The sequence below is a fragment of the Streptomyces sp. NBC_00207 genome (assembly GCF_045160965.1).
Classification (GTDB): Bacteria; Actinomycetota; Actinomycetes; order Streptomycetales; family Streptomycetaceae; genus Streptomyces.
Genome location: NZ_CP130715.1, coordinates 1,116,351 through 1,138,808, shown reverse-complemented (window position 1 = coordinate 1,138,808; position 22,458 = coordinate 1,116,351). Strand labels below are relative to the sequence as shown.

Annotated in this window: 24 protein-coding genes; 10 read left to right on the top strand and 14 right to left on the bottom strand. The window is 74.5% G+C overall.

Annotated features, from left to right (window positions below):
* Positions 1-55: 55 nt before the first annotated feature.
* The 7 genes from OG472_RS05820 to OG472_RS05790 all read right to left on the bottom strand — a co-directional run bounded on the left by OG472_RS05820 (position 56) and on the right by OG472_RS05790 (position 8,273).
* On the bottom strand, positions 56-2,938 hold the full coding sequence (locus tag OG472_RS05820; protein ID WP_405941050.1) for a poly(A) polymerase: 2,883 nt from the start codon (positions 2,936-2,938) through the stop codon (positions 56-58).
* The gene (locus OG472_RS05815; protein WP_405834782.1) at positions 2,938-4,734 is read right to left on the bottom strand and encodes an RNA ligase family protein; all 1,797 of its coding nucleotides are present in this window, start codon (positions 4,732-4,734) and stop codon (positions 2,938-2,940) included. The genes OG472_RS05820 and OG472_RS05815 overlap by 1 nt, the downstream gene beginning before the upstream one ends.
* A gap of 103 nt (positions 4,735-4,837) precedes the next feature.
* The gene (locus tag OG472_RS05810; RefSeq protein WP_405828250.1) at positions 4,838-5,497 is read right to left on the bottom strand and encodes an NAD(P)-dependent oxidoreductase; all 660 of its coding nucleotides are present in this window, start codon (positions 5,495-5,497) and stop codon (positions 4,838-4,840) included.
* Between the two features lie 733 nt (positions 5,498-6,230).
* Positions 6,231-6,440, bottom strand: a complete 210-nt coding sequence (locus OG472_RS05805) for a hypothetical protein (RefSeq protein WP_405941049.1) — start codon at positions 6,438-6,440, stop codon at positions 6,231-6,233.
* 165 nt (positions 6,441-6,605) lie between these two features.
* Positions 6,606-7,250, bottom strand: a complete 645-nt coding sequence (locus OG472_RS05800; protein ID WP_405828248.1) for a CatB-related O-acetyltransferase — start codon at positions 7,248-7,250, stop codon at positions 6,606-6,608.
* A gap of 60 nt (positions 7,251-7,310) precedes the next feature.
* Positions 7,311-7,718, bottom strand: a complete 408-nt coding sequence (locus OG472_RS05795) for a hypothetical protein (RefSeq protein ID WP_401603277.1) — start codon at positions 7,716-7,718, stop codon at positions 7,311-7,313.
* Between the two features lie 81 nt (positions 7,719-7,799).
* Positions 7,800-8,273 carry a hypothetical protein gene (locus tag OG472_RS05790; RefSeq protein ID WP_405941048.1) on the bottom strand — a complete coding sequence of 158 codons (474 nt, stop codon included), beginning with the start codon at positions 8,271-8,273 and terminating at the stop codon, positions 7,800-7,802.
* 194 nt (positions 8,274-8,467) lie between these two features.
* Here OG472_RS05790 and OG472_RS05785 point away from each other — a divergent pair, with 194 nt between their 5' ends.
* From OG472_RS05785 to OG472_RS05775, 3 genes are read left to right on the top strand one after another with little or no spacing between them, the layout of a single operon-like run.
* Complete coding sequence (locus OG472_RS05785; RefSeq protein WP_401603273.1) at positions 8,468-10,144, top strand: FAD-dependent oxidoreductase; 1,677 nt, start codon at positions 8,468-8,470, stop codon at positions 10,142-10,144.
* Positions 10,141-11,634 (top strand): ATP-binding protein, encoded by a 1,494-nt coding sequence (locus tag OG472_RS05780; protein WP_401603271.1) that lies wholly within the window; start codon positions 10,141-10,143, stop codon positions 11,632-11,634. Before OG472_RS05785 ends, OG472_RS05780 begins: the two co-directional genes overlap by 4 nt.
* Positions 11,631-11,984, top strand: a complete 354-nt coding sequence (locus OG472_RS05775; protein ID WP_401603270.1) for a UBP-type zinc finger domain-containing protein — start codon at positions 11,631-11,633, stop codon at positions 11,982-11,984. Before OG472_RS05780 ends, OG472_RS05775 begins: the two co-directional genes overlap by 4 nt.
* Before the next feature lie 13 nt (positions 11,985-11,997).
* Here OG472_RS05775 and OG472_RS05770 read toward each other — a convergent pair whose 3' ends face one another.
* Entirely contained in the window at positions 11,998-12,285 is a 288-nt protein-coding gene (locus OG472_RS05770) for a helix-turn-helix domain-containing protein (protein ID WP_405828244.1), read from the bottom strand.
* A 225-nt stretch (positions 12,286-12,510) separates the two neighbouring features.
* Positions 12,511-13,740, bottom strand: a complete 1,230-nt coding sequence (locus OG472_RS05765) for a DUF418 domain-containing protein (protein ID WP_405941047.1) — start codon at positions 13,738-13,740, stop codon at positions 12,511-12,513.
* Positions 13,741-14,059: 319 nt separating this feature from the next.
* Between OG472_RS05765 and OG472_RS05760 the strand changes: the two genes are divergently transcribed.
* The 5 genes from OG472_RS05760 to OG472_RS05740 all read left to right on the top strand — a co-directional run bounded on the left by OG472_RS05760 (position 14,060) and on the right by OG472_RS05740 (position 17,444).
* Positions 14,060-15,187: an NUDIX domain-containing protein gene (locus OG472_RS05760; RefSeq protein ID WP_405941046.1), complete on the top strand. Its 1,128-nt coding sequence runs from the start codon at positions 14,060-14,062 to the stop codon at positions 15,185-15,187.
* 85 nt (positions 15,188-15,272) lie between these two features.
* Positions 15,273-15,830, top strand: coding sequence for an SRPBCC family protein (locus OG472_RS05755; RefSeq protein WP_401603263.1), 558 nt, complete (start codon positions 15,273-15,275; stop codon positions 15,828-15,830).
* Positions 15,831-15,993: 163 nt separating this feature from the next.
* On the top strand, positions 15,994-16,644 hold the full coding sequence (locus OG472_RS05750; RefSeq protein WP_401603261.1) for a GNAT family N-acetyltransferase: 651 nt from the start codon (positions 15,994-15,996) through the stop codon (positions 16,642-16,644).
* A gap of 57 nt (positions 16,645-16,701) precedes the next feature.
* Entirely contained in the window at positions 16,702-16,977 is a 276-nt protein-coding gene (locus tag OG472_RS05745) for a hypothetical protein (RefSeq protein WP_401603259.1), read from the top strand.
* Positions 16,974-17,444 (top strand): hypothetical protein, encoded by a 471-nt coding sequence (locus tag OG472_RS05740; protein ID WP_405828238.1) that lies wholly within the window; start codon positions 16,974-16,976, stop codon positions 17,442-17,444. Before OG472_RS05745 ends, OG472_RS05740 begins: the two co-directional genes overlap by 4 nt.
* A gap of 24 nt (positions 17,445-17,468) precedes the next feature.
* Here OG472_RS05740 and OG472_RS05735 read toward each other — a convergent pair whose 3' ends face one another.
* Positions 17,469-18,956, bottom strand: coding sequence for a DEAD/DEAH box helicase (locus tag OG472_RS05735; protein WP_405941045.1), 1,488 nt, complete (start codon positions 18,954-18,956; stop codon positions 17,469-17,471).
* A gap of 67 nt (positions 18,957-19,023) precedes the next feature.
* Complete coding sequence (locus OG472_RS05730) at positions 19,024-19,518, bottom strand: MarR family winged helix-turn-helix transcriptional regulator (protein ID WP_383564620.1); 495 nt, start codon at positions 19,516-19,518, stop codon at positions 19,024-19,026.
* A gap of 92 nt (positions 19,519-19,610) precedes the next feature.
* On the opposite strand from OG472_RS05730, the gene OG472_RS05725 reads away from it, so the two are divergent.
* Entirely contained in the window at positions 19,611-19,979 is a 369-nt protein-coding gene (locus tag OG472_RS05725) for an HGxxPAAW family protein (RefSeq protein WP_405941044.1), read from the top strand.
* Here the strand turns inward: OG472_RS05725 and OG472_RS05720 are convergent.
* Positions 19,897-20,928: a 2-oxoglutarate and iron-dependent oxygenase domain-containing protein gene (locus OG472_RS05720; RefSeq protein ID WP_405941043.1), complete on the bottom strand. Its 1,032-nt coding sequence runs from the start codon at positions 20,926-20,928 to the stop codon at positions 19,897-19,899. The genes OG472_RS05725 and OG472_RS05720 overlap by 83 nt on opposite strands.
* 198 nt (positions 20,929-21,126) lie before the next feature.
* Between OG472_RS05720 and OG472_RS05715 the strand changes: the two genes are divergently transcribed.
* Entirely contained in the window at positions 21,127-21,333 is a 207-nt protein-coding gene (locus OG472_RS05715; protein WP_030714758.1) for a cold-shock protein, read from the top strand.
* 84 nt (positions 21,334-21,417) lie between these two features.
* On the opposite strand, the gene OG472_RS05710 is transcribed toward OG472_RS05715, so the two are convergent.
* Both OG472_RS05710 and OG472_RS05705 read right to left on the bottom strand, forming a co-directional pair.
* On the bottom strand, positions 21,418-21,996 hold the full coding sequence (locus OG472_RS05710; RefSeq protein ID WP_405941042.1) for a TetR/AcrR family transcriptional regulator: 579 nt from the start codon (positions 21,994-21,996) through the stop codon (positions 21,418-21,420).
* Positions 21,993-22,346 carry a DUF1304 domain-containing protein gene (locus OG472_RS05705; protein WP_401603249.1) on the bottom strand — a complete coding sequence of 118 codons (354 nt, stop codon included), beginning with the start codon at positions 22,344-22,346 and terminating at the stop codon, positions 21,993-21,995. The genes OG472_RS05710 and OG472_RS05705 overlap by 4 nt, the downstream gene beginning before the upstream one ends.
* Between the last annotated feature and the right edge of the window lie 112 nt (positions 22,347-22,458).

The following is a 22,458-nucleotide window of genomic DNA, read 5'->3' as shown; positions in this document are numbered from 1 at the left end:
CGTCCCCGCAGACACGAGGCCAGGTCAGGCCAGGTCGGGGCAGGTGGGGCCGGGGTCAGGTCAGGTCCGGCACCTCGCCGCAGGCCGCCCGGGTGACCTCGACCCCCGGCAGGCCGGCCCGCCACGGGCCGGCCAGCGCGGCCAACTCCGCCGCGTCCGGCGGGGCGGAGCCGAGGCCGATCGCGTAACGGGCGAGCCCCGGGCCGGACTCGAAGGGGCGCGGCCAGGCGTGCGCATCCGCCACACCGGCCTCCTCCAGCGCGCCGAGCAGCGCCCGCAGCCGCCCCCGCACCCGGCCCAGGATCTCCTCGAACTCCCCGCCGGACGTCCGTACGGTCACCACCGCCCAGGCCGCGTGCCGGCGGTGCAGCGGCGGCGGGGCCACCACGGCCCGGCCGGCGCCGTCGGGCCCGGCCTCCAGCAGCTCCCAGGCCCGGTACAACTCCTGGACCAGCAGGTCCCGCAGGCCCGGTCCCACCTGGGCGGTGCAACTGCGGACCGGCGCCGAGGGCGTGAGCACCGTGACCGGGTCCGGTCCGGCCGGGGCCCCCGCGGCCGACGGCGACAGCCCGACCGGCTCCCGCCAGTCCCAGGCCGCCCACCGGCCGAAGAACTCCCGCAGCAGGGCGTCCGGGGCCAGCGCCCCGGCCTCCTGGACCGTACGCGCCGCCAGGACCGCCCAGGCCAGCCCCGGCAGCCCGCCGAACGGGGCCGCGTCCAGCCCGCGGGCCCGCGCCCACGCCTTCACCTCCCGGGCCAGCCGGGCGAAGGCGGCATGTTCCGCGCCCACCCGTTCCCGTACGGCATCGGCGTCGCTCACCGCGCTCAGCGCGACGGCGCCCGCCTCACCCAGCTCCGCACGCCGTGCCACCGCGTGCGCGGGATCCAGGCCGCCGGTGGCCACGGCCACCAGGTCAACGGACAGCGCCCCGACGCGGAACCGCAGGCCCGGCACCCGCGCCCCGGTCACCTCGCGCAGCGCCCCGGCCTCCGGGAGGGCCGCAGCCAGCCGGTCCCGTACGCCGGTGACATCGGCCGGCCCGGGCAGCGCCGCCACCAGGTCCAGGTCGGCCCCCGGCAGCGCGCAGCCCATCCGGCGGGATCCGGCGAGGTGCACCTCGGCTCCGGCCAGGGCGGCCCGGACGCGGGCGACGACGGACTCGGCGTGGCCGTGCGGCGCCACCGGGCCGGGCTCGTACCCGCGCTCGTGCCCGGGCTCACGACCGCGCCCGTGGCCGGGCTCCGGATCCGGCTCCCAGCGCACCTCGCCGGTCCCGAGGGCCACCGTCGCCCGGACCCGCATCGGTCCGTCCCCGCGCCGCGAGAGCACCGCCAGCTCCCCGACCGGCGAGGAGACTCCTCCGCCGAGCCGGGCCGTGAACTCCGCGACCGCCCGCTGCGGATCCTGGCTGCGCCCCAGCGTCAGGTGCGGGGTGTACCCCTCGGCGCGCCCCCGGCAGCCGGGGAACCGCTCCGTCAGGGCGCGCCGGAGTTCCTGCCACGGCCCGTCACCGGCCGCCGCCGGGTCCAGCCAGACGGTGGCGTCCTCGCGGTGCCCGAAGCTGTGCACGCCCTCCAGCCGCGCCTCGAAGGGCGCGGTGCCGGCGGCCGCCTCGGCCAGCAGCGGCAGGGCCTCGTCGAAGGATGACTCCGGCACGAAGCCGAACAGCAGGTTCACGTGCGCGGGCCAGCGGGCGGCCTGCGGGTCGTGCTTCTGGCGCACTTCCCGCACCGCCTCCGGCAGCCGCGGCGGCAGCCACGCCACCGCCGTCCGCGCGGTCGCGGGTACGTCGAGCCGCGCCGGCCCGCCGCCGGGCGCACCGAACTCGACGGTCGCCTCCACACCGAAGTGGTCGGAGATGAACAGCCCCTCCTCGGCGGGTACGTTGCCGCGCAGCGCCGCCCGTGTCACCCGCGCCCCCGTGGCCCCCAGCAGGATCCGGTCCAGCCGGGACGCCCGCCCGGACAGCGAGCCCACCGCGGCCAGCGGATTGGCCCCCGGGTCGAAGGTCGGCGTACCGTCCGCCGCCCCGTGCACGTCGCTCCAGGCGTCCCGCATGCCGAGTGCGGCCGCGGGCCCCTCGGCCCCGTGGCGGCCGTCGTTGAAGTCGCCCAGCAGCGTCACCGCGGCTTCGACACCGGCCAGGCCCTCCGCGAGCCGGGCCAGTTCGGCATCCCGCCGCAGGTGCCCGTTCTCGGTGTGGTCGCTGGTCAGGTGGGTGGCGGCGACGACCAGCGGGCCGGCCGGGGTGTCCACCGTCACGGCGGTGACCGCCTTGTGCGCGCCGAGCAGGTGCATCCCCGCCTCCCGCACCGGCAGCCGGCTCAGCACCAGCAGTCCGCATTCGGTGACGTCCCGGCCGCCGGGATCCGTGCCGAGGGTGTACCCGGCCCGCACCCACGGCGCCGCCAGCAGCATCGAGAGCAGTGCGGGCTCGACCTCCTGCAGCGCGATGACATCGGCGTCGGCGGCCGCCAGATCGGCCAGCAGCAACGGCCTGCGCCGGGCGGTGGCGATGCGCGGGGCGTCGTACCGGTCCCAGAGCGTGTTCCAGGTCAGCAGCCGCACCGCCGCGCAAGCCCCGGCCGCGCCGCGGGGCGGGGCCTGCGCGGGCCGCCAGGCGCCACCGCCCGCCGGGTCCCACGCGTACGGGGTCCGCGCGGTGAAGAACGGGGCCCGCAGCAGGCGCGGATCGCGGACCCGCCCCGCCGCGGTGGCATCGATCCGGTCCACACCCGTGGCCCGGTCCCAGACCAGTTCGCCGTCCGCCTCGACGAACAGCACCCGGTGCCAGGGGATGTCGCCGCCGGGCACGAAGGAAGGCAGCGGAACCCGCTTCGGCGCCGCCCCGCGCTGGAGCAGCCCGAGCACGAACCGCGCCGGATCGAACCGCGGGTCCCAGCGGACCTGGTGGTAGAGCTGCTCGCTGGTACGCATCAGATCTCCCCGCAGATCGTGTCCGGGCCGTCCGCGAGGCCGCCCGCCGCGTCCTCCACGTCCCCGCCCGCACCGATGTACCACGTACGGTGCGCCTGGCCGGCGTGCGGGGGACTGAACCGGTGCAGCTGGGAGGTCAGCACCTGTTCCGGCACCGGATGCGGGCGCACGGTGTTGCGGCGCCGCAGCTCCGGCTCGTCGACCAGCACCACGGCGTGGGTGACCAGCGCGTCACGGCGCCGCGCGACCGAGCCGGCCAGACCGCGCTGCTGGTCGGTGAGCGAGGTGGCGTCCCACACCACCGTCCCGCCCCGGGCCAGGGCGGCGTCGAGGCGGTCCAGGCCCTGGCTCAGCACGTCCGCGTTGGCCCGCTGGTCCGCGCGGGAACCCCGGGCGGTGCGCAGTTCGTCGAGACTGATGTACGCGTCCACGCCGGGCAGGCCGCGGGCGAAGGTGCTCTTCCCGCTGCCCGAGGGCCCGCTGAGCTGCACCAGCCGGGGAAACGTTCCGTCACGCCACTGCCAGGTCGCCGCCACCGCCTCCTCGGCCACGGCGCAGCCGGCACCGGGAGCCAGGCCGGGGCGCGCGGCCGCGATCCGCCCCTGCCCGAAGGCCCGCCGGGCCTCCGCCCAGCAACGGTCGGCCGCGTCCGCGTCCAGCCCGGCGAAGGGCTCCCGCAGCGCGGCACGCAAGGACCCCAGCGGATCCGGGCCGCCGAGCAGCCCCGCCTCGTCGGCCCACAGCGCGGACCACTCCACGTACTCCCGCGCCTCCGGCCCCTCGGCCAGCGCCCCCGCGAGCGCGTGCAGCACCCCGAGATCGGCCGCCATGGCCATCCGGACCAGCCCGGCCCGCCGGTCCGCGTCGGGGAACGGCCGCTGCAGGTACGGGTACAGGCCCACCAGGTCGCCGACCCGGCGGGCGAGTCCCATCCCGGCCGGGCCCGCCGCGAGCCGCGCCGCGATCCGGCCGCGCGGCTCGCGCCGCAGCAGGGCGGCCAGCACTCCGGCCAGCCGGTCCTCGCCGGTCCGTCCCGCCCCGTCGATCCGGGCGGCGACCTCGGCCACGTCATCGGCGGCCTCGTCCGCACCGGCGGCATCGGTCCCGGCCACCCCGACGGCGGCGGCCAGCGCCGCCACGTCCGGTTCGGCTCCCGAGCGCACCGCCCACAACGGGGCCGCCGGCCCCAGCCCGTTGGGCACGACCTCGGCGAACATCCAGTGCGTACCGGTCTGCACGTGCCCGCCCCGCACCCACTTGGCCACGCACCGCCCGAAGTCCTCGCGCGCGAAACCGGCCGCCGTCCGCACGACGTACCCCTCCTCCCGCGCGGTGTCGAGCTTCAGCCTGCGCAGGGCGCGCTCGTCGAAGGTGCCCCGCCACAGCACGCGCGGCGTGGGCACCCCGAGCCCGCGCAGGAAGCGCACGGTCCGGTCCCAGTCCAGGCAGTGCTCCCCGTCCCACACCGAGAACCCGTAGAACCAGCTGTCCAGATCCTCGTACGGGATCGAGTGCCGCGCGTACAGGTTCTCCCCGCACACCCGCCAGCCGGCCGGGATCGCCGGGCCGATCCTGCCCTGGAGCCCCTTGACCCAGGCCCGCGAGGGATGGTGCGCCGAATCGAGGGAGCGGGCGTGCAGGCCGTCCGCGTACAGGGTGGTGTTCTCCCCGTCGAGCTTCTCCGTCACCACCACCTCGCGCCCGGCCAGCGCCGCCAGCCCGACGGCCCGGACGTCGTCCGCCGAGGCCCCGGGGGACCAGGGCAGGTGCGGCGTACGGGGATAGTGGGTGCGCATGGTCCGCTCCTGCTCGACGACGTGGTGCCTCGTCACTGTAGGTATCCGGAGCAGACGCATCCACCCATTAACCCCGCGGGAGAGCCCGGGCCCTCGGGGGTGCTCAGTAGCCGAGGGTGAACCGCCGGCCCGCGTGCGCGTCGAGCTCGATCTCGTCGAGCAGGGCGACGGCGAAGTCCTCCGTGGAGATCCGGCTGAGGCCCCCGTCGTCGACGACCAGGTCGTCGATCGCCAGCCGGTACGTGCCCGTGCGCTCGCCCGGAGCGATCTGCGCGGCCGGGCTCAGGCAGGTCCAGTGGACCTCCTCCACCGGCACCGTCCGCAGGAAGTCCAGGGCGTCCCCGTGGGCGTGCATGAGGGCCAGCACGGGCGCCGGGATGCCCGCCCGGTCCCAGACCAGCGGGCCGCCGGGGGTGCGCAGCGAGCCCGCCCCGCCGATGACGACCACCCGCGGCCGGGGTGAGTCCGTGCCGAGCGAACGCACCCCGCCGATCAGCGACTTCGCGGCGGCCACGAGGGCGGAGGGGTCCCCGGAGCCGGGGCCGAAGGCGCTGATCACGACGTCGTGCCCGGCCACCGCCCCGGCCACGGACGCCGGGTCCAGCACGTCGCCCCGCACCACCGCCGTGGCCCCGCCCGCCGGGTCCGCGAGTTTCGCGGGATCGCGTACGACCGCCGTGACCTCGTGGCCGCGACGCAGTGCTTCGCGCAGCACCTGGCTGCCGATGGTGCCGGTCGAGCCGAAGAGGGCGATCTTCGCCATGGCGACTCCCTGGGGTGGAGGGCTGTACGGAGCCCGGCCGAGCCCCGCCCCACCCATCCAACCGAACCCCCTACCCCCACCCCGTCAGCCGGGCCGAAGCCACTCGGATGATCCGGCCCGGCCGACAGGCGAGGGCGGAGAGCCGGAGTCCTGCGAGACGGATGGGCGGTTTGACGGATAGAGCGTTGGCCACGTGGGCAGTCGTCGTGCCACGGCCGGGAACGCATGGTTCGACCTCCTCGACGGTGACGGTGCCACCATGGGTTCCTGCTTCGTCGGCGAGGTCACCGTCATCGGCGTCGAGCCCTCCGTCCGCGGAGCCGGCCTCGTCGACCTCACGCTGACACTGTGGTGCGAGAACGCCCTGGCAGGCGCGGAACGCGTGTGGGAGCTGCTCCGCACGGGTCACCTGAACCGCACCGGCATGTGGCACGAGCTCGCACCCGAGGACAGACACGCGTGGCTGTCGGTGGCGTTGTGGTCCCGGGAGTACCAGTGCCAGGGGAGGCCCGACGCTCCGGCAGGCGAGGTGTTCACCTTGGACGGCCGGCACATCGTCTACAAGGACAGCTTCTACTGCGCGATCGGTGAGGCCGTCAACGGGCCCGGCGGATACTTCGGCCGAGTCCAGGAGACGCTTGGCAGGACGCGTGCCCACCGCCGACGGCGACGCGTCGCTGTTCGACCTGCTCCTGGAAATCATGGCGGAACGGAACGGCGCCGGCGCAGCAGGTCACCTCCGCAGCGCGTGGCGTTCGGCGGTGGCGTGCCACCAGCCGGGTGGGGAGGGGTGGGTGATCCCGGCAGTGGGCTGGTCGGGATGGAGGCCGAGGCGACGTAGCGCGTCGGTGTGGACGCGGACGGTGAACCAGCCGTGCCAGCGGCCGTCAGGGCCGATGCCGCAGGACAAGTCGATCCGGACGCCGTCCGGATCGAACGGCATCCAGTCGATGCCTCGGTCGCGCAGTCAAGCGCGGGCGGCCGCCATCGGGTGGAGGCGCCCCAGGTGCTCGTAGGCCGCGATGGTGACCCAGTCGGTGCTCGGCGTGTTCATGCCGACCATGATGGCGGACGCCGTTGCCTCGCGTCATGTCCGTGAGGGAGCGGCTCAGCTTCGGGGGGCGATCTCCTCGAGGTCGTCGACGGTGCCGGACATGATGGCCCGGAGGTGTTCGGTGAGGTGCTCTGCGGGCCAGTCCCACCAGGCGAGGTCGAGGAGACGGGCGATGTCGTCGTCGTTGTAGCGGGTGCGGATGAGTCTGGCCGGGTTGCCGCCGACGACCCCGTAGTCGGGGACGTCGTCCACGACGACCGCCCCGGAGGCGACGACCGCGCCGTGCCCGACGCGCACTCCGGGCATGACCATGGTGTCGTAGCCGAACCAGACGTCGTTTCCGACGACGGTGTCGCCCCTGCCCGGCAGGCCGGTGATCAGGTCGAAGTGCTCGGCCCAGGAGCCGCCCATGATGGGGAAGGGGAAGGTCGAGGGGCCGTCCATACGGTGGTTGGCGCCGTTCATGATGAACCGCACTCCGGTGCCCAGCGCGCAGAACTTCCCGATGACCAGTTTCTCGGGCCCGTAGTGGTAGAGGACGTTGCGGGTCTCGAACGCGGTCGCATGGTCGGGGTCGTCGTAGTAGGAGTACTCCCCGACCTCGATCAGCGGCGAGGTCACCAGCGGCTTGAGCAGGACCACCCGAGGCTGGTCGGGAAACGGGTGGAGCACCGTCGGGTCCGCGGGAAGGCGGTTCATGGCAGTCGCTTTCGGTCGGCAGCAGCGTCGTCGACAGGGCGAAGGCTGCCTGATGCGGCACTATCCGTCGAGGTACCGGTGCCTGATGTCGCCCGGCGAGATGAAGAGGCGTCCCTCGCGGACCTGCCATTCGGCTGTGCCCTCGGTCTCGTGGCCGGCGAGGAACAGCCCCCTGACGCGGTCTCCGTCGGCGTCGGAAGCCGGGATCCGGGCGATCTCCCTGATCTGCTCGACGAGCCAGTCCACGGCCGACTGCCGAATGTCGGCACCGTAGAAGACGTAGTGCGTCCAGTTGACGTGCCGGCGAGGCGTGCCCCATCCGTGGGAGTAGTGATCGTCCTGGTGAGACGAGATGATCGCTTCGACTTCGGCGAGTTGCCTCTCATCACACTCCAGCCATCCTCTGACCGATACGTAGACGCCCACGGACTTGTCCTCTCTCGCACCAAGCGGCAGGTTGCTCGCCACCGGACCGTCGTCCCGGTGAGTGGAGCGGTGCTCGAGATCGATTTTCCGCTCCTCCCGGGATCCGGGACCGGAGGGGGCGGCCTAGTGGCACAGGGCGACGATCCAGGGTGGGACCGTGTCGCGGGCTGCTGCGCACAAGGGGGCCATGTCGTACGTGCGCTGCGGTGCGGGCCCCGGCCTCGGCGCGGGCTTCGCCGCCGGCGGGCGCTTGCGCGGCGCGGCCGGGGCGGCGGGCCTGGCCGGCCTGGCCGGCCTGGCCGGCTTCGGCGGTTTCGCAGGCCGTGCGGGCCTGATCCGGTGCGGCTGCTGCGGTGCCGAGGCCGGTACGGGCACCGGCGGCACCCGCTCGGGCTCCGGCGGCGCCGGGGCGGGCTCGGACACCGCCGGCAGGGGCCCCAACGGCAGGGCGAGAGGCGTCGGTTGCCGGGGTTCCGCACGGACCGCCGCGGGCACGGGCTGCGGCGCGTCCGGCGGGCCGGCGGAGCGCACCGTCACGCATCCGGTGGCCGTGACGAGCGCGGCAAGGGTCAGGGGCAGGGCCCGGCGCAGCTGCATCCGCCCACCCTGCCGCACCGGCGCCGAGCGGGCCGCACCCATCACACGGTCGAGTGATCCCGGCGACTCGGCGTGCACCGGGAGGGCACGCGCCGTGGCGTCCCGGAGCGAACCCGGACGATCGAACATACGATGGGCGGGAACCGGGGCGGGCGGCTCGCCGTGCCGCCGGTCCAGGCCGTCGTGGGAGACGTATGGCAGAGGTCGCCGACCCAGCGCGGACCGTCATCCTGACCGTGGACGACGATCCGGGGGTCTCCCGTGCCGTCGCCCGTGACCTGCGGCGCCGTTACGGCGCCGGGTACCGGATCGTGCGCGCCGAGTCCGGCGAATCCGCGCTGGAGGCACTGCACGAGCTGAAGCTGCGGGGCGACCTGGTGGCCGTGATCCTGGCCGACTACCGCATGCCGCAGATGAACGGCATCGAGTTCCTCGAACAGGCCCTGAACGTGTACCCGGGCGCCCGGCGCGTGCTGCTGACCGCGTACGCCGACACCAACGCGGCGATCGACGCGATCAACGTCGTCGACCTCGACCACTACCTGCTCAAGCCCTGGGACCCGCCGGAGGAGAAGCTCTACCCGGTCGTGGACGACCTGCTCGCCGCCTGGCGCGCCAGCGACTACCGGCCGGTACCCGCCACCAAGGTGGTCGGGCACCGCTGGTCGGCCCGCTCCTCGCAGGTGCGGGAGTTCCTGGCCCGCAACCAGGTGCCGTACCGCTGGTACTCCTCCGACGAGCCCGAGGGACTGCGGCTGCTGGAGGCGGCCGGGGCCGACGCCCAGCGGCTCCCCGTGGTGATCACGCCGGACTGCACCGTGCTGATCGAGCCGGAGGCGCCCGACCTGGCCGCCCACGTGGGGCTCGCGACGACGCCGACCGCCGAGTTCTACGACCTCGTCGTGATCGGCGGCGGCCCCGCCGGGCTCGGCGCCGCCGTCTACGGAGCCTCCGAGGGACTGCGGACCGTACTGGTCGAGCGGTCGGCGACCGGCGGGCAGGCCGGGCAGAGCTCCCGCATCGAGAACTACCTCGGCTTCCCCGACGGCGTCTCGGGCGCCCAGCTCACCGAACGCGCCCGCCGCCAGGCCGGCCGGTTCGGCGCCGAGATCCTCACCGCCCGCGAGGTGACCGGGCTGGAGCTCAATGGCCCGGCGCGCGTCGTCCGCTTCTCCGACGGCTCCTCGGTCGCCGCGCACAGCGTCATCCTGGCGACCGGCGTGTCGTACCGGCAGCTCCTGGCGCCGGGCTGCGAAGACCTGACGGGCCGCGGGGTGTACTACGGCTCCTCGCTCACCGAGGCGTCCTCCTGCCAGGGGCACGACGTCTACATCGTGGGCGGCGCCAACTCCGCCGGACAGGCCGCGATGTACCTGGCGCGCGGTGCGAAGTCGGTGACACTGCTGGTGCGCGGCGAGTCCCTGACCGCATCGATGTCGTACTACCTGATCCAGCAGATCCAGGAGGCGCCCAACATCTCGGTGCGCACCAGGACCGTCGTCGAGGCGGCGCAGGGCGAGGGGCACCTGGAACAGCTGGTGCTGCGGGACGTGGACAGCGGCGCGACGGAACTCGTCGACGCGCAGTGGATGTTCGTCTTCATCGGCGCGGCCCCGCTGACCGACTGGCTGGACGGCACGGTGCTGCGCGACGAACGCGGCTTCATCCTGGCCGGGCCGGACCTCACGCCGGACGGCCGGCCGCCTGCCGAGTGGCCGCTGGACCGGCCGCCCTACCACCTGGAGACCAACATTCCCGGCGTGTTCGTGGCGGGCGACGCGCGGGCCCGGTCCGCCAAGCGCGTCGCGTCCGCCGTCGGAGAGGGAGCCATGGCCGTGATGCTCGTCCACCGGTACCTGGAGCAGTCATGAGCGGGCGGGCGATGCCCTGCAGTCCGCAGGAGATCGCCTCCCTGTTCCTGTTCGAGAAGCTCTCCCCGGAGCAGCTCGGGCGGTTGTGCGCCGAGGGGCGGGTCGAGCGGTTCGACACCGGTCCGGTCTACACCGAGGGCGAGCCGGCGACCTGCTTCTACGTGATGATCGAGGGCACCGTCGTCCTGTTCCGCCGGGTCGGCGGCGACGACGTCGAGGTGAGCCGGACCTCGCAGCGCGGGGTGTACGCCGGAGCCATGCAGGCCTACCTGGGCGACCGGGTGCCGCAGACGTACACCAACTCGATGCGGGTGACCGAGCCGACGCGGTTCTTCGTCCTGCCCGCGCAGTCGTTCGCGGACTTCATGCAGGAATGGTTCCCGATGGCCGCGCACCTGCTGGAAGGGCTCTTCTTCGGCGCGAAGAACACCCAGCGGGCCATCGGACAGCGCGAACGGCTGCTGGCCCTGGGTTCCTTGTCCGCCGGGCTCACCCACGAGCTCAACAACCCTGCCGCGGCGGCCGTCCGGGCCACCGCGGCGCTGCGCGAGCGGGTGGGCAAGATGCGGCACAAGCTGGCCGTCATCGCCCACGGCCCGTACTCCCGCGAGGCGCTCGCCGACCTCATCGAGATCCAGGAGCGCACCGCCGAACGCGTCGCGAAGGCACCGGTGCTGAGCCCCCTGGAGGCGTCCGACCGGGAGGACGAGCTCGCCGACTGGCTCGACGACCACGGCATCGCGGAGGGCTGGCGGCTCGCACCGACCTTCGTACAGGCCGGGCTGGACACGGACTGGCTGGAGCAGGTCGCGGCGGCCGTGGCCGAGGACATCCTCCCGGGGGCCGTCGGCTGGCTCAACTACACGGTCGAGACCGAGCTGCTGATGGACGAGATCGACGACTCCACCACCCGCATCTCCCACCTCGTGGACGCCGCCAAGCAGTACTCGCAGCTCGACCGCGCCCCGCACCGGGTCGTCGACGTCCACGAACTCCTCGACAGCACCCTGCTGATGCTGTCCGGCAAGATCGGAGCCCGGGTCCGGGTGGTCAAGGACTACGACCGCTCCCTGCCGGACGTGCCCGCCTACCCGGCGGAGCTCAACCAGGTGTGGACCAACCTCATCGACAACGCGGTCTTCGCCATCGGGAGCACCGGCGGCGACGGCACGCTGACGGTCCGCACGGCGCGGGAGGGGGACCGGCTGCTGGTGGAGTTCCGCGACACCGGGCCCGGCATCCCGGCGGACATCCGCAGCCGCATCTTCGACCCCTTCTTCACCACCAAGCCGGTCGGCGAGGGCACCGGCCTCGGCCTGGACATCTCCTGGCGGATCGTCGTCAACAAGCACCACGGCAGCCTCCAGGTCGAGTCCGCACCCGGCGACACCCGCTTCCAGGTGCTGTTGCCGCTGACCGCCCCGGAACCCGAGACAGAGCCCGGCACCGAGACCGAGCCCGGCACCGAGACCGCCGAGGAGCCCGCATGAGCGACATCAAGGGAATCGACCCGAGCGTCCCGCCCGCCGGCACCGGCTGCGCCGACTGCGACGCACTGGGCGGCTGGTGGTTCCACCTGCGGCGCTGCGCCCAGTGCGGCCACATCGGCTGCTGCGACTCGTCCCCCGCCCAGCACGCCACCGCCCACTGGAAGTCCAGCGGGCATCCCCTGGTGCAGAGCTTCGAACCGGGCGAGGACTGGTTCTGGGACTACGACCGCGACGAGATGTACGAGTCCGGGCCCGAGCTGACGCCGCCGGGCGGTCACCCCGCGGACCAGCCGGCGCCGGGTCCGGCCGACCGGGTCCCGGAGGACTGGATGCGGCTGCTGCACGGCTGAAGGGGCTCGAACGTCACCGGCGGGCGCCGGGAACCGGCACAGCGGGCTCGTCGCCCAGGCCGGTCCGCGCGCCGCCGTGCGGACGGCCGGTGCGGCGCAGGGCGGCGGGTGTGGTGTTGTACCAGCGCTGGACGGCCGGGCGCAGGGCGCGGGCGTCGGCGTAGTCGCTTCGAGCGGCTGTCGCGTCGATGCTGAGGTCCGTGCCGTGGAGCAGCCGCGTGATGTGCTCGCGGCGTACCGTCTCGACCTCGTTGCTCCATGTGGTGCCGTGCTCGTCGAGGCGCCGCTGGAGGGTTCGCATGCTGACGGCGTGGCGTGCCGGGTCCCCCCTTGGCGCGATCGGTCCCCTGACTGGCGTCTGCTGCCATGGGCCGGGTGCCCTCCCCTTCCCTGGCGTGGTGATCGTTCCCGCACGGTGCGGACGGCACGTGACCCCGTGAGACGGAGTCATCTGCGGTACGGAGTACGGGAGGTCCCGGCCGGAGCCCCTCCACGGGGGTGGGGGGCTCGGAAGCCCGATGACCGGTCACCTCCCGCGCTCCGCGCCCCCGGGCTGCGTCGGGCGCCCCGCCCCCGTGGCCAGGCGCAGCGCATGTTCCAGCGGGCCGCGGCGCAGGGGGCTGCCGGCCCAGATCCGCTGCCAGACCCACGTCAGGACCAGCGCCGTGCCGCTGAAGGCGAGCCAGGAGGACCAGGAGGCGGCGCCGTGCGCCGGACCGGCCAGCACCAGCGCGTGGACCACGTACGCGCTCAGCGCCATCGCCCCGAGCACCGTGAGCGGCCGCAGCAGGCGCCCGCCCAGCGCGTGCCGGGCGGCCGTCGCGCACAGGCCGATCAGGGCGCACCCGACCCCCGCGTTGCCGAGGGTCTCCAGCGGGGTCTGGCTGTACGGGTCGGCCACCAGCAGCCAGTCCCAGGAGGTGCTGGGCACGGCGCCGAACTGCCCGCTCAGCACCGCTCCGACGGGGTCGGCGGCGGCCAGGGCCTCCGGATGGTGGACGGCTATCGCCTCCAGCAGCCGCTGCCGGCCCCCGAACACGTGGGCGGCGAGCCAGGCGGAGCCGTATCCGGCGACCGCGGCGGCCGTGCCCCACCCCGCCATCCGCCGGGCCACGGCCAGCTCCCGCACGTTGCACAGCCGGGCCAGGGCCATCCCGGCCAGGACGTACGGGAAGTAGGTGGCCAGCGGATACGCCCCGGTGAGCAGCAGCTCGCACACCACCGTGCCCAGCCCGGACCAGCTCGCCAGGTCGGCGGCCTCCGGGACCAGGCCCCGCCCGGATGACCCGTACCCGAACACCGGGCCCAGCAGGAACGACAGCAGCGGACCCGCCACCACCGAGACGCCCGCCACGGAGGCGAGCACCGGCGTCGACAGCCGGGTGAAGGGCTCGGCCGCCAGGAAGTACACGGCGAAGAAGGCCAGGATGACCAGGATCCCGGGCCGCAGCGAGGCCAGGAACAGCCCGAGTACGGCCAGGACGGCGCACCGGATCAGCAGCGGACGCCACCGCCGCGCCCAGCCGTCGGGCCGCCGCGCCGGGTCCTGGCCGCGCTGGGCGAGGACCAGGGAGAAACCGGCGAGGAGCGTGAAGAGGGCCGGGGCGCGTCCGTCGGCCGCGACGAGTACGTAACCGGCGCCCTCGGGCCGCGGGCCGGGGCCGACGTGCACGGCGAACATGCCGAGGACGGCGAGACCGCGCACCGCGTCCACCCCGGCCAGCCGCCCGCTCCCGCCGCTTGCGCCGCCCGTCACGCTGTCGCGCCGGCGGTCGCGCCGCCGGGGCCCGCTGCCCTCCGCCGCCTTCCGGTCGCCGACCGGGTGCCCGTGGGGGAAGCGCGTCGCATGGGGGGATCTCTCCTGGGTCCGGCCGGTGCGGTGACGTGGTCGGACCGGCGGTTTTCATGCCGCCAGTCCGCCTGCGGAAGGTACCAAGGGCGACATAACCAGCTAATAAGCAGCCATGGGGGCGGCCATGCGGGGGTCGGGGGCCGAGGCGCGCGGGGCGCCGTAACCCGGGGGCCGCGCCCGCTGTTGCACAGTCGGCGGGTCCACCCACGGCGAACGGAGTCCGATGCCGCAGCTGACCGACCAGGGCGCGATCGACCAGGCGGAGACCGACGGGGCGGAGGCCGGCCGGCCCGCGACCAGTGGGACGGAGGTCGGCCCGGCCGAGTCCGGCCCGGCCGAGACCGACCGGGCCGAGACGGACGACCACGGCCGGGCGGGGACCTGGATGACCCCCGAGGAGTACGGGGCCTCCCGCGCCGCCGTCTGGACCGCGGCCGTCGTCCTCGTCACCGACACCGACGGCCGCATCCTCGTCCAGAGCGTCGACTACCGCGCCGACCGGCTGCTCCCCGGCGGAGCCGTGGACGCGGGCGAGGCGCCCTCCGCGGCCGCCGCCCGCGAGCTGCGCGAGGAACTCGGCGTCGACGGCCGCTACCCGCGCGGACTGGCCGTGGACTGGATCCCGGCCGACACCCCCGGCTTCCCGCCCGAGATGCGCTTCCCCGGCGAGATCCTGCACGTCTACGACGGCGGCACCTGGACCGCCGAGCGGATCGACGCCGTCCGCCTCCCTGCCCAGGAGATCACCGGAATCCACTTCGCCGAGCCCGCCGACCTGCCCGCCCTGATGGACTCGGGTGACGCCCGCCGCGCCCTGTCCGCCCTGCGCGCCCGCATCAACGGCCCCGGCACCGCCCTGCTGGAGGACGGCCGCCCCACCACGCCGACCGCCCTCGACCGGCTCGGCGTGCTCCGTACCCGGCGGACCCCGCTGCACGGCACCTGGCACCCGGGTCCGGTGCCAGCGCAGCTGCCCGTACGGGACCACTGCGGCTGGCTGTTCGGCCCCGACGGCCGGGTCCTGCTCCTGATCGCCAGGGCCACCGGTACGGCCCGTCTGCCGCCCCCGACGGCCGGACCGGCCACCGGGGCCGTCCCGCTCGGCTACCGGCACACCGCTCAGGGCGCCCACGCCCGCACCGCGGCCCGCCTCACCGGCCTCCCGCCGGCCGCGGACCCGGCGTACGCCCGCCTGCTGGCCACTCCCGAGCAGGTCCGTGAACTGAGCGACTGGGGCCCGGCCGGCGCACAAGAAGTCGAGGCGGTCCACGCGGCGCGCGCGAGTCTGTCCCTCCCCGTCCCCACCCGCACACCGCCCATGGAGCTCCCGGAGGACGGCGTCCTCTGGTGACGCGGGCGGCGGCCGCCCCGGCCGCGGCCGCCGCCATGATCGGGAAATCCGGCGTCCGCGGTCCCCGGTCCCGCAGCATGGGGCCATGAGCGACAGTGCGATCACCTACACGCTGTACATCCAGGCCGATCCCTCCCGGGTGTGGCAGGCCCTGACCGACCCCGCCTTCACCCGCCGGTACTGGGGCCTGAGCTTCGAGACCGACTGGGCGGTGGGCTCGTCGATGGACTGGGTCGAGCGCGGTGCCCGCACCAGCGACCCCGAGCAGGTGGTCCTCGACTGCATCCCGGACCGCGTGCTCTCCTACACCTGGCACACCTTCAGCCCGCAGTGGGCGGCCTCGGTCGGGATCGCCGAGGAGCTGCGGGCCGAACTGGCCAAGGAGCGGCGCACGAAGGTGACGTACGAGATCGAGCCGGTCGGCGACACCCTCGCACGGCTGACCGTCCTGCACGAGGGGTTCGAGCCCGGCGGCACCCTGATCGGCATGTGCGGGCGGGCCTGGCCGATGCTCGCTTCGAGCCTCAAGACCCTTCTGGAGACCGGGGCTCCGCTGCCCGAGCCGGAACACGAGGGCGGCCAGGGGGCGGGCGGCCACGAGGCGCACGAGCCCCGCCCGAACCGCGGGACGCACGGGGTCTGAACCCGCGACGCGGAGAGCCGGGCCCCTGCAGTCCGGCACGGCCCGTCGCCGCCCGGCTCTCCGCCGTCCCCGCCCGAACCGGCCCGCACCGCTCCTGGGATCATGTGTAGCGACCACGAATCAGGCGCGCCGACACGGCACCCGAATGGCAGGGCTGACGGGCATGGGACAGACACTGACGGAGATTCTGGACGCCGCGGCCGAGGGGCGGTTCCCGCCTCCGGACGGCGGCACCACGGTGGTCCCGCAGGAGAACCGGCGCGACGCGGGCGTCATCGCCTTCACCGCGCACTCCGTCGTGTTCACCGACGAGGACCCGGACTGGGTGCGTTCCACCCTCGACGCCCTCGACTGCGACGCACTCGCGGCCACCATGAACGCCCGCTTCCTGGCCGCCCTGCTGGACCGCACCGGACGCAGCACCGACACGATAGACCTGCTCACCGTCGCGGGGCCGCTCCCCGGTGAACCCCCGCTGGAGCTCAGGGAGATGGCCGATCCCGACCACCCCCGTGTGCGGCGGGCCCTGAAGCGCCGGGACGACGTACGGGTCTGGTCGGCCGACGGGGGAGTCCTCGTCCTCGGCAGGGGAGTCGCGGGCCGCTGGGAGACGGCGATCGAAGTGGACGAGGACGTCCGGCACCGGGGGCTGGGCCGGGAACTGGCCCGCGCAGCCCGCCACCTGGTGCCCGACGGGCAGCCGGTCTGGTCCCAGCAGGCCACCGGCAACGCGCGCAGCATCCGCGCCTTCCAGGCCGCCGGTTACCGGCCGGTCGGCGCCGAGTCGCTGCTGCTGGCCCCCGCGGGCCGTTGACGCCCTGACGGCACCCTGACGACCGGCCGTTCACGGCGGTCGTGTGGAATGGGTGCCATGGGGAGAGGAAAGAAGCAGCAGCGGCCTGCCATAGGCATGCCGGAGCGGGTCCTGGTCATGCCGGTGGGAGGCGGCTGGGCGCAGTCGATCCCCGGTGTCGGCTGCGGCCGGGCGGACTCCACCGTCGTCGACGCCGACCAGGCGAAGGCCATCGCCACCGCGACCGTGACCGCCATCGCGCGGGACCACCACGGGCTCACCGTGGAGGTCGACTGGGAGCCGCTGCCGGACGACGGCTGGGCCGGGCACGTACGCGAAGGCGCCGCCCGATGAGCCGTTCCGATGCCGCCACGCCCCCGGAGCACTGGCGGTACGGCCGCCACCTGGAGGCACTGGCCGTCGCGCCGTGCGGGAGCGCCGAGGCCGAGGCCGTGGCCGCCGTGCTGCGCGACCCCGATCCGGTGATGGCCGAGAGCGCGGTGGTCACCCACCTCGACCGCCGGGCGGCGCGGCTGCTCTCCGACGAGGGTTTCCCCGCCTGGGCCCGGGCGATGGCCGCCGCGCTCGCCGGGCGGGCCTTCCCCGAGCGCCGGCTGCGGGAGTGGGTCCTGCTCAAGGCAATCACCCGCGGCGAGTCCTGGTCCGCCGCGGAGCTCACCGCTGCCTCGGACTGGTGCCAGCGCACCGTGGCCCAGTCCCTGACCTCGTACGAGGCCCTGCGCCTGCTGGCGAGCAGCGGCCGCACCGGCCGCGTCCGCACCGCCGCCGCGGTCCGTCTGCGCAGGCGGACCGCGGTCTGAAACGGCCGGCCGCGCCGCGGCCCGTCAGATGCCCCGGCGGACCCGGGCGGCGCGGCGGGCCTCGGCCTGCTGCCGGGCCTCCAAGGTCTTGCGGGACTCCTTGCCCTTCCCCGGCCGGCCCGGCCGGGTGCCGATGCCGCGGAAGCCGAGGTCCGACCCCGAGGGCCGGCCCTTGGCGTCGGTCGGTGCGGAACCGGCCAGCGGGACCCCGGGAGCGGCCTTGGCGCCGGTGATCCGGCTCAGCGCCGCCTCACCGGACCGGACCTGCGTGATCGTCGGCCGGATCCGGGCGTCGGCCATCAGGCGGACGATGTCCCGGCGCTGGTTCGGGGTGACGAGGGTGACGACCCGGCCGGACTCGCCGGCGCGGGCGGTACGGCCGCCCCGGTGCAGGTAGTCCTTGTGGTCGGCGGGCGGGTCCACGTTGACCACGAGGTCGAGGTCGTCGATGTGGATGCCGCGTGCCGCGACGTTGGTGGCGACCAGGACGGTGACGGCCCCGGTCTTGAACTGGGCCAGCGTCCGCGTGCGCTGCGGCTGCGACTTGCCGCTGTGCAGCCCTTCCGCCCGTACGCCCATGGCCCGCAGGTGCTTCACGAACTGGTCGACCCCGTGCTTGGTGTCGAGGAACATCAGCACCCGGTCGTCCCGGGCCGCGATCTCGGTCGCCGCCGAGATCTTGTCGGCCGCGTGGATGTGCAGCACGTGGTGGTCCATCGTGGTCACCGCGCCGGCCTGCGGGTCGACGGAGTGCGCGACCGGGTCCTTCAGGTAGCCGCGCACCAGCTGGTCGACGTTGCGGTCCAGGGTCGCCGAGAACAGCATCCGCTGCCCCGCGTGGTGCACCTGGTCCAGGATCTCCGTGACCTGCGGCATGAAGCCCATGTCGCACATCTGGTCGGCCTCGTCGAGCACGGTGATCTTCACCCGCTCGAGGTGTACGTCCCGCCGCCCGACGAGGTCGCTCAGGCGGCCGGGGGTGGCCACCACGACCTCGGCGCCGGTGCGCAGGGTGCTCACCTGCCGGCCGATGGACAGGCCGCCGACCACGGTGACCATCCGCAGCTTCAGGGCCGCCGCGTACGGCTCCAGCGCCTCGGTCACCTGCTGTGCCAGCTCGCGCGTCGGTACGAGGATCAGCGCGAGCGGGCGCTTCGGGTCCGCCTGCTGCCCCGCCGTACGCGCCAGCAGGGCCAGGCCGAAGGCGAGGGTCTTGCCGGAGCCGGTCTGCGCGCGGCCGAGGACGTCCCGGCCGGCCAGCGCGTTGGGAAGTGTCGCGGCCTGGATGGGGAACGGCTCCCTGACCTCCAGGGAGGCCATGGTCGTCACCAGCTCAAGGGGCAGGTCGAGCTCCGAGAACGAGTCCACCGGCGCCAGCCCCGGCACCTTCGGCTCGTGCATCGTGAACTCGCCCTGCGGCCCGATGCTCCGGGGGGTCTTGCCGCCGGACTTGGCTCCGGCCTTGGCACCGCCCTTCACACCGAAGCGTCCGTGAACTGACGGGTTCCTCATGCAGGACCTTTCGAAGCAAGAAGCAGATGAAAAGAAGATGGTCAACCGCCCATGGTACCAGCGGGGGCTAAGCCTCCCCGGTGTCCAGCTCCCCGGAGCGCACCTGCGCACAGTGGGCGCGGACCTCGACCGCGGCGCGCTCGAACCAGTCGGCGATCACGGCGACCTCGTCGGGGGTGTAGTCGGCGAACAGGGCGCCCAGCCGGTCGTAGAACGGCTGGTAGACCGCGACGACCCGGGCTGCCGCCTCCGGCTCGGCCACCACCCGTACCCGGCGCCGGTCGGAGGGGTCCGGTCGGCGCCGCGCGTACCCGGCCCGTTCCAGGCGGTTGAGGACCCCGGTGACGGCGCCGGTCGTGAGGTCCACCAGCTCGGCGAGGTCACCGGCGGCCAGGGGGGTGTCCCCGGCTCCCAGGATGTGGCCCAGACAGGTCAGGTCGGTGACGTTGAGCCCGAGCCGCTGCGCCACCTCCTGCTGGCCGACGATGCCCAGGGCGACGTACTGGTCCATGCGCGACATCGCCTCCGCGGCCGTGGCCGGGGGGCGGGGCTTGCCCTCCACGCAGATACTCCTTAGCATCTAAGTTACTTAGCTCGTGAGATAAATGAATCCTCTCTCCGAGCCTACTGCCGACCGTTCGACCAGGGAGAATCATGAGCGCGCACGGCCACGTCGACCTCGGCCACACGGTGGCCGGCTGGACCGGGACCACCCTGGCGCTGCTGGGCTTCGCCGGAGCGGGCGTCGCCGTGTGCGCGGCTTGGGCCCCCGGGATCTGGCTGGGCCTCGGCGTCGTCGCCGCGGCCGGGATCGTCACCTGGCTGCTGCACCTCGCCGGGTGGGGCAAGCCGAGCGGACCCCGCCCGGAGGCCGGCTGGGACTGGCGCACCCGGGACGCCGGCGCCCGCACCGGGCACGCCGACTGCCTGGGCTGCCGGGTCAGCGGACCGCGCCGAGCCGCAGCAGCAGCCCCTCGGCCTCGATCCGCCGTGTCGTTGCCCGCTGCGGATAGCAGCGCATGAACATGCGGGTGAAGTGCTCCCCGTAGTGGATCTCCGTGTCGTCCCCCGGGTCCGGCCGCAGCGGCCGGACCCGGGCGCCGAACCGCGGCTCGTGGAAATAGGCAAGCGTGTAGCGCTCCCGGTCGGCGAGCCGCACCTTGTGCGGGGTCGACAGCAGGGCGCCGCCCGTCAGGAACTGCAGGATGTCTCCGGGGAACACGGTCAGCACCCCCGGCACCGGGGTCACGTACGTCCAGCCGGGGGAGTCCTGCGCGAAGCCCGCCGTGCTCTCGCCGGGCAGCCAGTTGCGCGGCCGGCGCTCGCCGTCGACGGGGGGACGCACGAAGAGGCCGCCGACCTCGTCCTGGGCGGCGATCACCAGGAGCCCGTAGTCGGTGTGCGCGCCGATGCCGCGCTCCGTCGTGCGCGAGGCGGCCGGGAAGCGCAGCACCCGCATGTGGTGCCAGCCGCCGCGGGTCAGCCCGGCGAGCCGGTCGATGCCGGCCGGCCCCAGCCCGAGGCCGGGGCCCAGCCCGAGCGCCACCAGCCGCAGCAGGCGCTCGCCGAGCGCGCCCACCCCCGCGAGGTAGGCCTCCATGGCCGCGCGGTAGCCGGGATCGGGCCAGGGCACCGGCCCGTGGCAGGGCAGGCCCCGCCCGGCCGGCAGGTCCGGGGTGATGGTGAAGATCTCCGACGCGTCCCGCTCGCCCGCCGTGACCTCCTCGCCGGAGGCGATGTACCCGCTGTACGAGGTGTCGTTGACGTACGCCGCCTTCTGCGCCGGCGGCCGGGCGAAGAACCGGCGGCTCGCCGCCAGCGCCTCCCGCGTCCGCGCCCGCTGTCCGGCGTCCGCCGCGACCTGGAAGATCCCGTCGCGCCGCCAGGCCGCGGTCATCGCCCGGCCGAGCGCCTCGTCCGCCGCCGTGCCGGTCACCCGGTCGGGCACCCTGAATGTCGCTAACCCGCCCATGTCCGTCCCCTCTCGAAGGGCTTCCGGAAGGCCTCCGGAAGGAGCTGCTCCCTCTTTTCACGGACAAGGCGACCAGAAGTTCGAATGCGCGCCGCGCCCCGGTTGGCCGCGTTCAGCGTGTGCTGTCGGGGACCGTTGGGCAGGATCGAGACGGCCGCATATGCGGCCCGCAGTGGAACGTTGAGAAGGATCAGCCAGATGGCAACAGGCATCGTGAAGTGGTTCAACTCGGAGAAGGGGTTCGGCTTCATCCAGCAGGACGACGGCGGCCCCGACGTGTTCGTGCACTTCTCCGCGATCGCGACCACCGGTTTCAAGTCGCTGGAGGAGAACCAGAAGGTCGAGTACGACGTCACCCAGGGTCCCAAGGGCCCGCAGGCAGAGCAGGTGGTCCCCCTCTCGTAGTGCCGCTTCACGAGCCACGCCCGTGAGGAGAGCCCCGCCGGTCCCCGGCGGGGCTCTTGCGCGTCCGGGGCCCGGACGGTGTGGCTACCCGGCTCGGTGGAGGGCCAGGAGCAGGCGCCAGAGGTGGTCCGCCAGGGCGGGCGGGTCGGCCGGGACGGCGCCGTGCAGCCAGTCCGCGAGGACGCCGGTGAAGGCGGCGGCCACCGCCGAGGCGACCAGGTCCGGGTGCGGTGCTCCCGCGGCCGCGCGCTCGGCGCGGGCGCGTTCGCGCAGCTCGCGGTGGAGGCGGTCGCCGAGCGGGCCGCCGCCGCCCGGGAGGAGCAGGGTGCGGTAGAGCGGCGCCCGGGCGGCCGCGCCCGATAGGAAGGCGGCCAGCGCCGCCGGGGGCCGGGCCGGGGGGAGCGCGCCGGGGCCGGTCTGCCAGGCGTGCAGGGCGTCGACCGCCGCGTGCACCACGTCGGCGCACGCGTCGACGGCGAGGGCGGTGAGGTCCTCGTAGTGCAGGTAGAACGTGGCCCGGCCGACGCCGGCCCGGCGGACCACCGCCGAGACGCTCACCTCCGCGAGCGGTGCGGTGGCGCATTCCGCGAGCAGGCTCTCGCGCAGCCGCCCCTTCGTCCGGGCCGTGCGCGGGTCGCCCGTACGCGCGTCCTCCGGGCTCACGCGGCCAGCAGCGCCGCGCCGAGGGCGAGGGCGCCGGGCAGGGCCTGGGCGACGAGGATCCGTCGGTTGGCGGTCGCGGCCCCGTACACCCCGGCGACGATCACGCAGACGAGGAAGAAGACCTGCGTGGCGAGCGAGTCGATGACGAGCGACCAGATCAGCCCCGCGGCCAGGAAGCCGTTGTAGAGCCCCTGGTTGGCGGCGAGCGGCGCGGTGAGGCGGGCGGTGTCGGCGTCGAAGCCGGACAGCGCGCGGCCGGGCGGGCGCTCCCACAGGAACATCTCCAGGACCAGGAAGTACACGTGCAGCGCGGCCACGAGGCCGATCAGGATCTGAGCGACCGTGTGCATGGCCGCCTCCACTTCTGGGTGCCGAGGGGAACGGAAGGTGGGCGAAGGAGGACGCGATTTCCTGGACAACTGTACAGGAAGTCTCCTCCGGTCCGTTGTCGCACCCCGCGCC

What these genes read in the sequence shown, in the direction of transcription:
- OG472_RS05820 (WP_405941050.1), bottom strand. Translation starts at nt 2,938, where the DNA reads ATGCGTACCAGCGAGCAGCTCTACCACCAGGTCCGCTGGGACCCGCGG.
- OG472_RS05815 (WP_405834782.1), bottom strand. Translation starts at nt 4,734, where the DNA reads ATGCGCACCCACTATCCCCGTACGCCGCACCTGCCCTGGTCCCCCGGG.
- OG472_RS05810 (WP_405828250.1), bottom strand. Translation starts at nt 5,497, where the DNA reads ATGGCGAAGATCGCCCTCTTCGGCTCGACCGGCACCATCGGCAGCCAG.
- OG472_RS05805 (WP_405941049.1), bottom strand. Translation starts at nt 6,440, where the DNA reads ATGCCGTTCGATCCGGACGGCGTCCGGATCGACTTGTCCTGCGGCATC.
- OG472_RS05800 (WP_405828248.1), bottom strand. Translation starts at nt 7,250, where the DNA reads ATGAACCGCCTTCCCGCGGACCCGACGGTGCTCCACCCGTTTCCCGAC.
- OG472_RS05790 (WP_405941048.1), bottom strand. Translation starts at nt 8,273, where the DNA reads ATGCAGCTGCGCCGGGCCCTGCCCCTGACCCTTGCCGCGCTCGTCACG.
- OG472_RS05785 (WP_401603273.1), top strand. Translation starts at nt 8,468, where the DNA reads ATGGCAGAGGTCGCCGACCCAGCGCGGACCGTCATCCTGACCGTGGAC.
- OG472_RS05780 (WP_401603271.1), top strand. Translation starts at nt 10,141, where the DNA reads ATGAGCGGGCGGGCGATGCCCTGCAGTCCGCAGGAGATCGCCTCCCTG.
- OG472_RS05775 (WP_401603270.1), top strand. Translation starts at nt 11,631, where the DNA reads ATGAGCGACATCAAGGGAATCGACCCGAGCGTCCCGCCCGCCGGCACC.
- OG472_RS05770 (WP_405828244.1), bottom strand. Translation starts at nt 12,285, where the DNA reads ATGCGAACCCTCCAGCGGCGCCTCGACGAGCACGGCACCACATGGAGC.
- OG472_RS05760 (WP_405941046.1), top strand. Translation starts at nt 14,060, where the DNA reads ATGCCGCAGCTGACCGACCAGGGCGCGATCGACCAGGCGGAGACCGAC.
- OG472_RS05755 (WP_401603263.1), top strand. Translation starts at nt 15,273, where the DNA reads ATGAGCGACAGTGCGATCACCTACACGCTGTACATCCAGGCCGATCCC.
- OG472_RS05750 (WP_401603261.1), top strand. Translation starts at nt 15,994, where the DNA reads ATGGGACAGACACTGACGGAGATTCTGGACGCCGCGGCCGAGGGGCGG.
- OG472_RS05745 (WP_401603259.1), top strand. Translation starts at nt 16,702, where the DNA reads ATGGGGAGAGGAAAGAAGCAGCAGCGGCCTGCCATAGGCATGCCGGAG.
- OG472_RS05740 (WP_405828238.1), top strand. Translation starts at nt 16,974, where the DNA reads ATGAGCCGTTCCGATGCCGCCACGCCCCCGGAGCACTGGCGGTACGGC.
- OG472_RS05735 (WP_405941045.1), bottom strand. Translation starts at nt 18,956, where the DNA reads ATGAGGAACCCGTCAGTTCACGGACGCTTCGGTGTGAAGGGCGGTGCC.
- OG472_RS05725 (WP_405941044.1), top strand. Translation starts at nt 19,611, where the DNA reads ATGAGCGCGCACGGCCACGTCGACCTCGGCCACACGGTGGCCGGCTGG.
- OG472_RS05720 (WP_405941043.1), bottom strand. Translation starts at nt 20,928, where the DNA reads ATGGGCGGGTTAGCGACATTCAGGGTGCCCGACCGGGTGACCGGCACG.
- OG472_RS05715 (WP_030714758.1), top strand. Translation starts at nt 21,127, where the DNA reads ATGGCAACAGGCATCGTGAAGTGGTTCAACTCGGAGAAGGGGTTCGGC.
- OG472_RS05705 (WP_401603249.1), bottom strand. Translation starts at nt 22,346, where the DNA reads ATGCACACGGTCGCTCAGATCCTGATCGGCCTCGTGGCCGCGCTGCAC.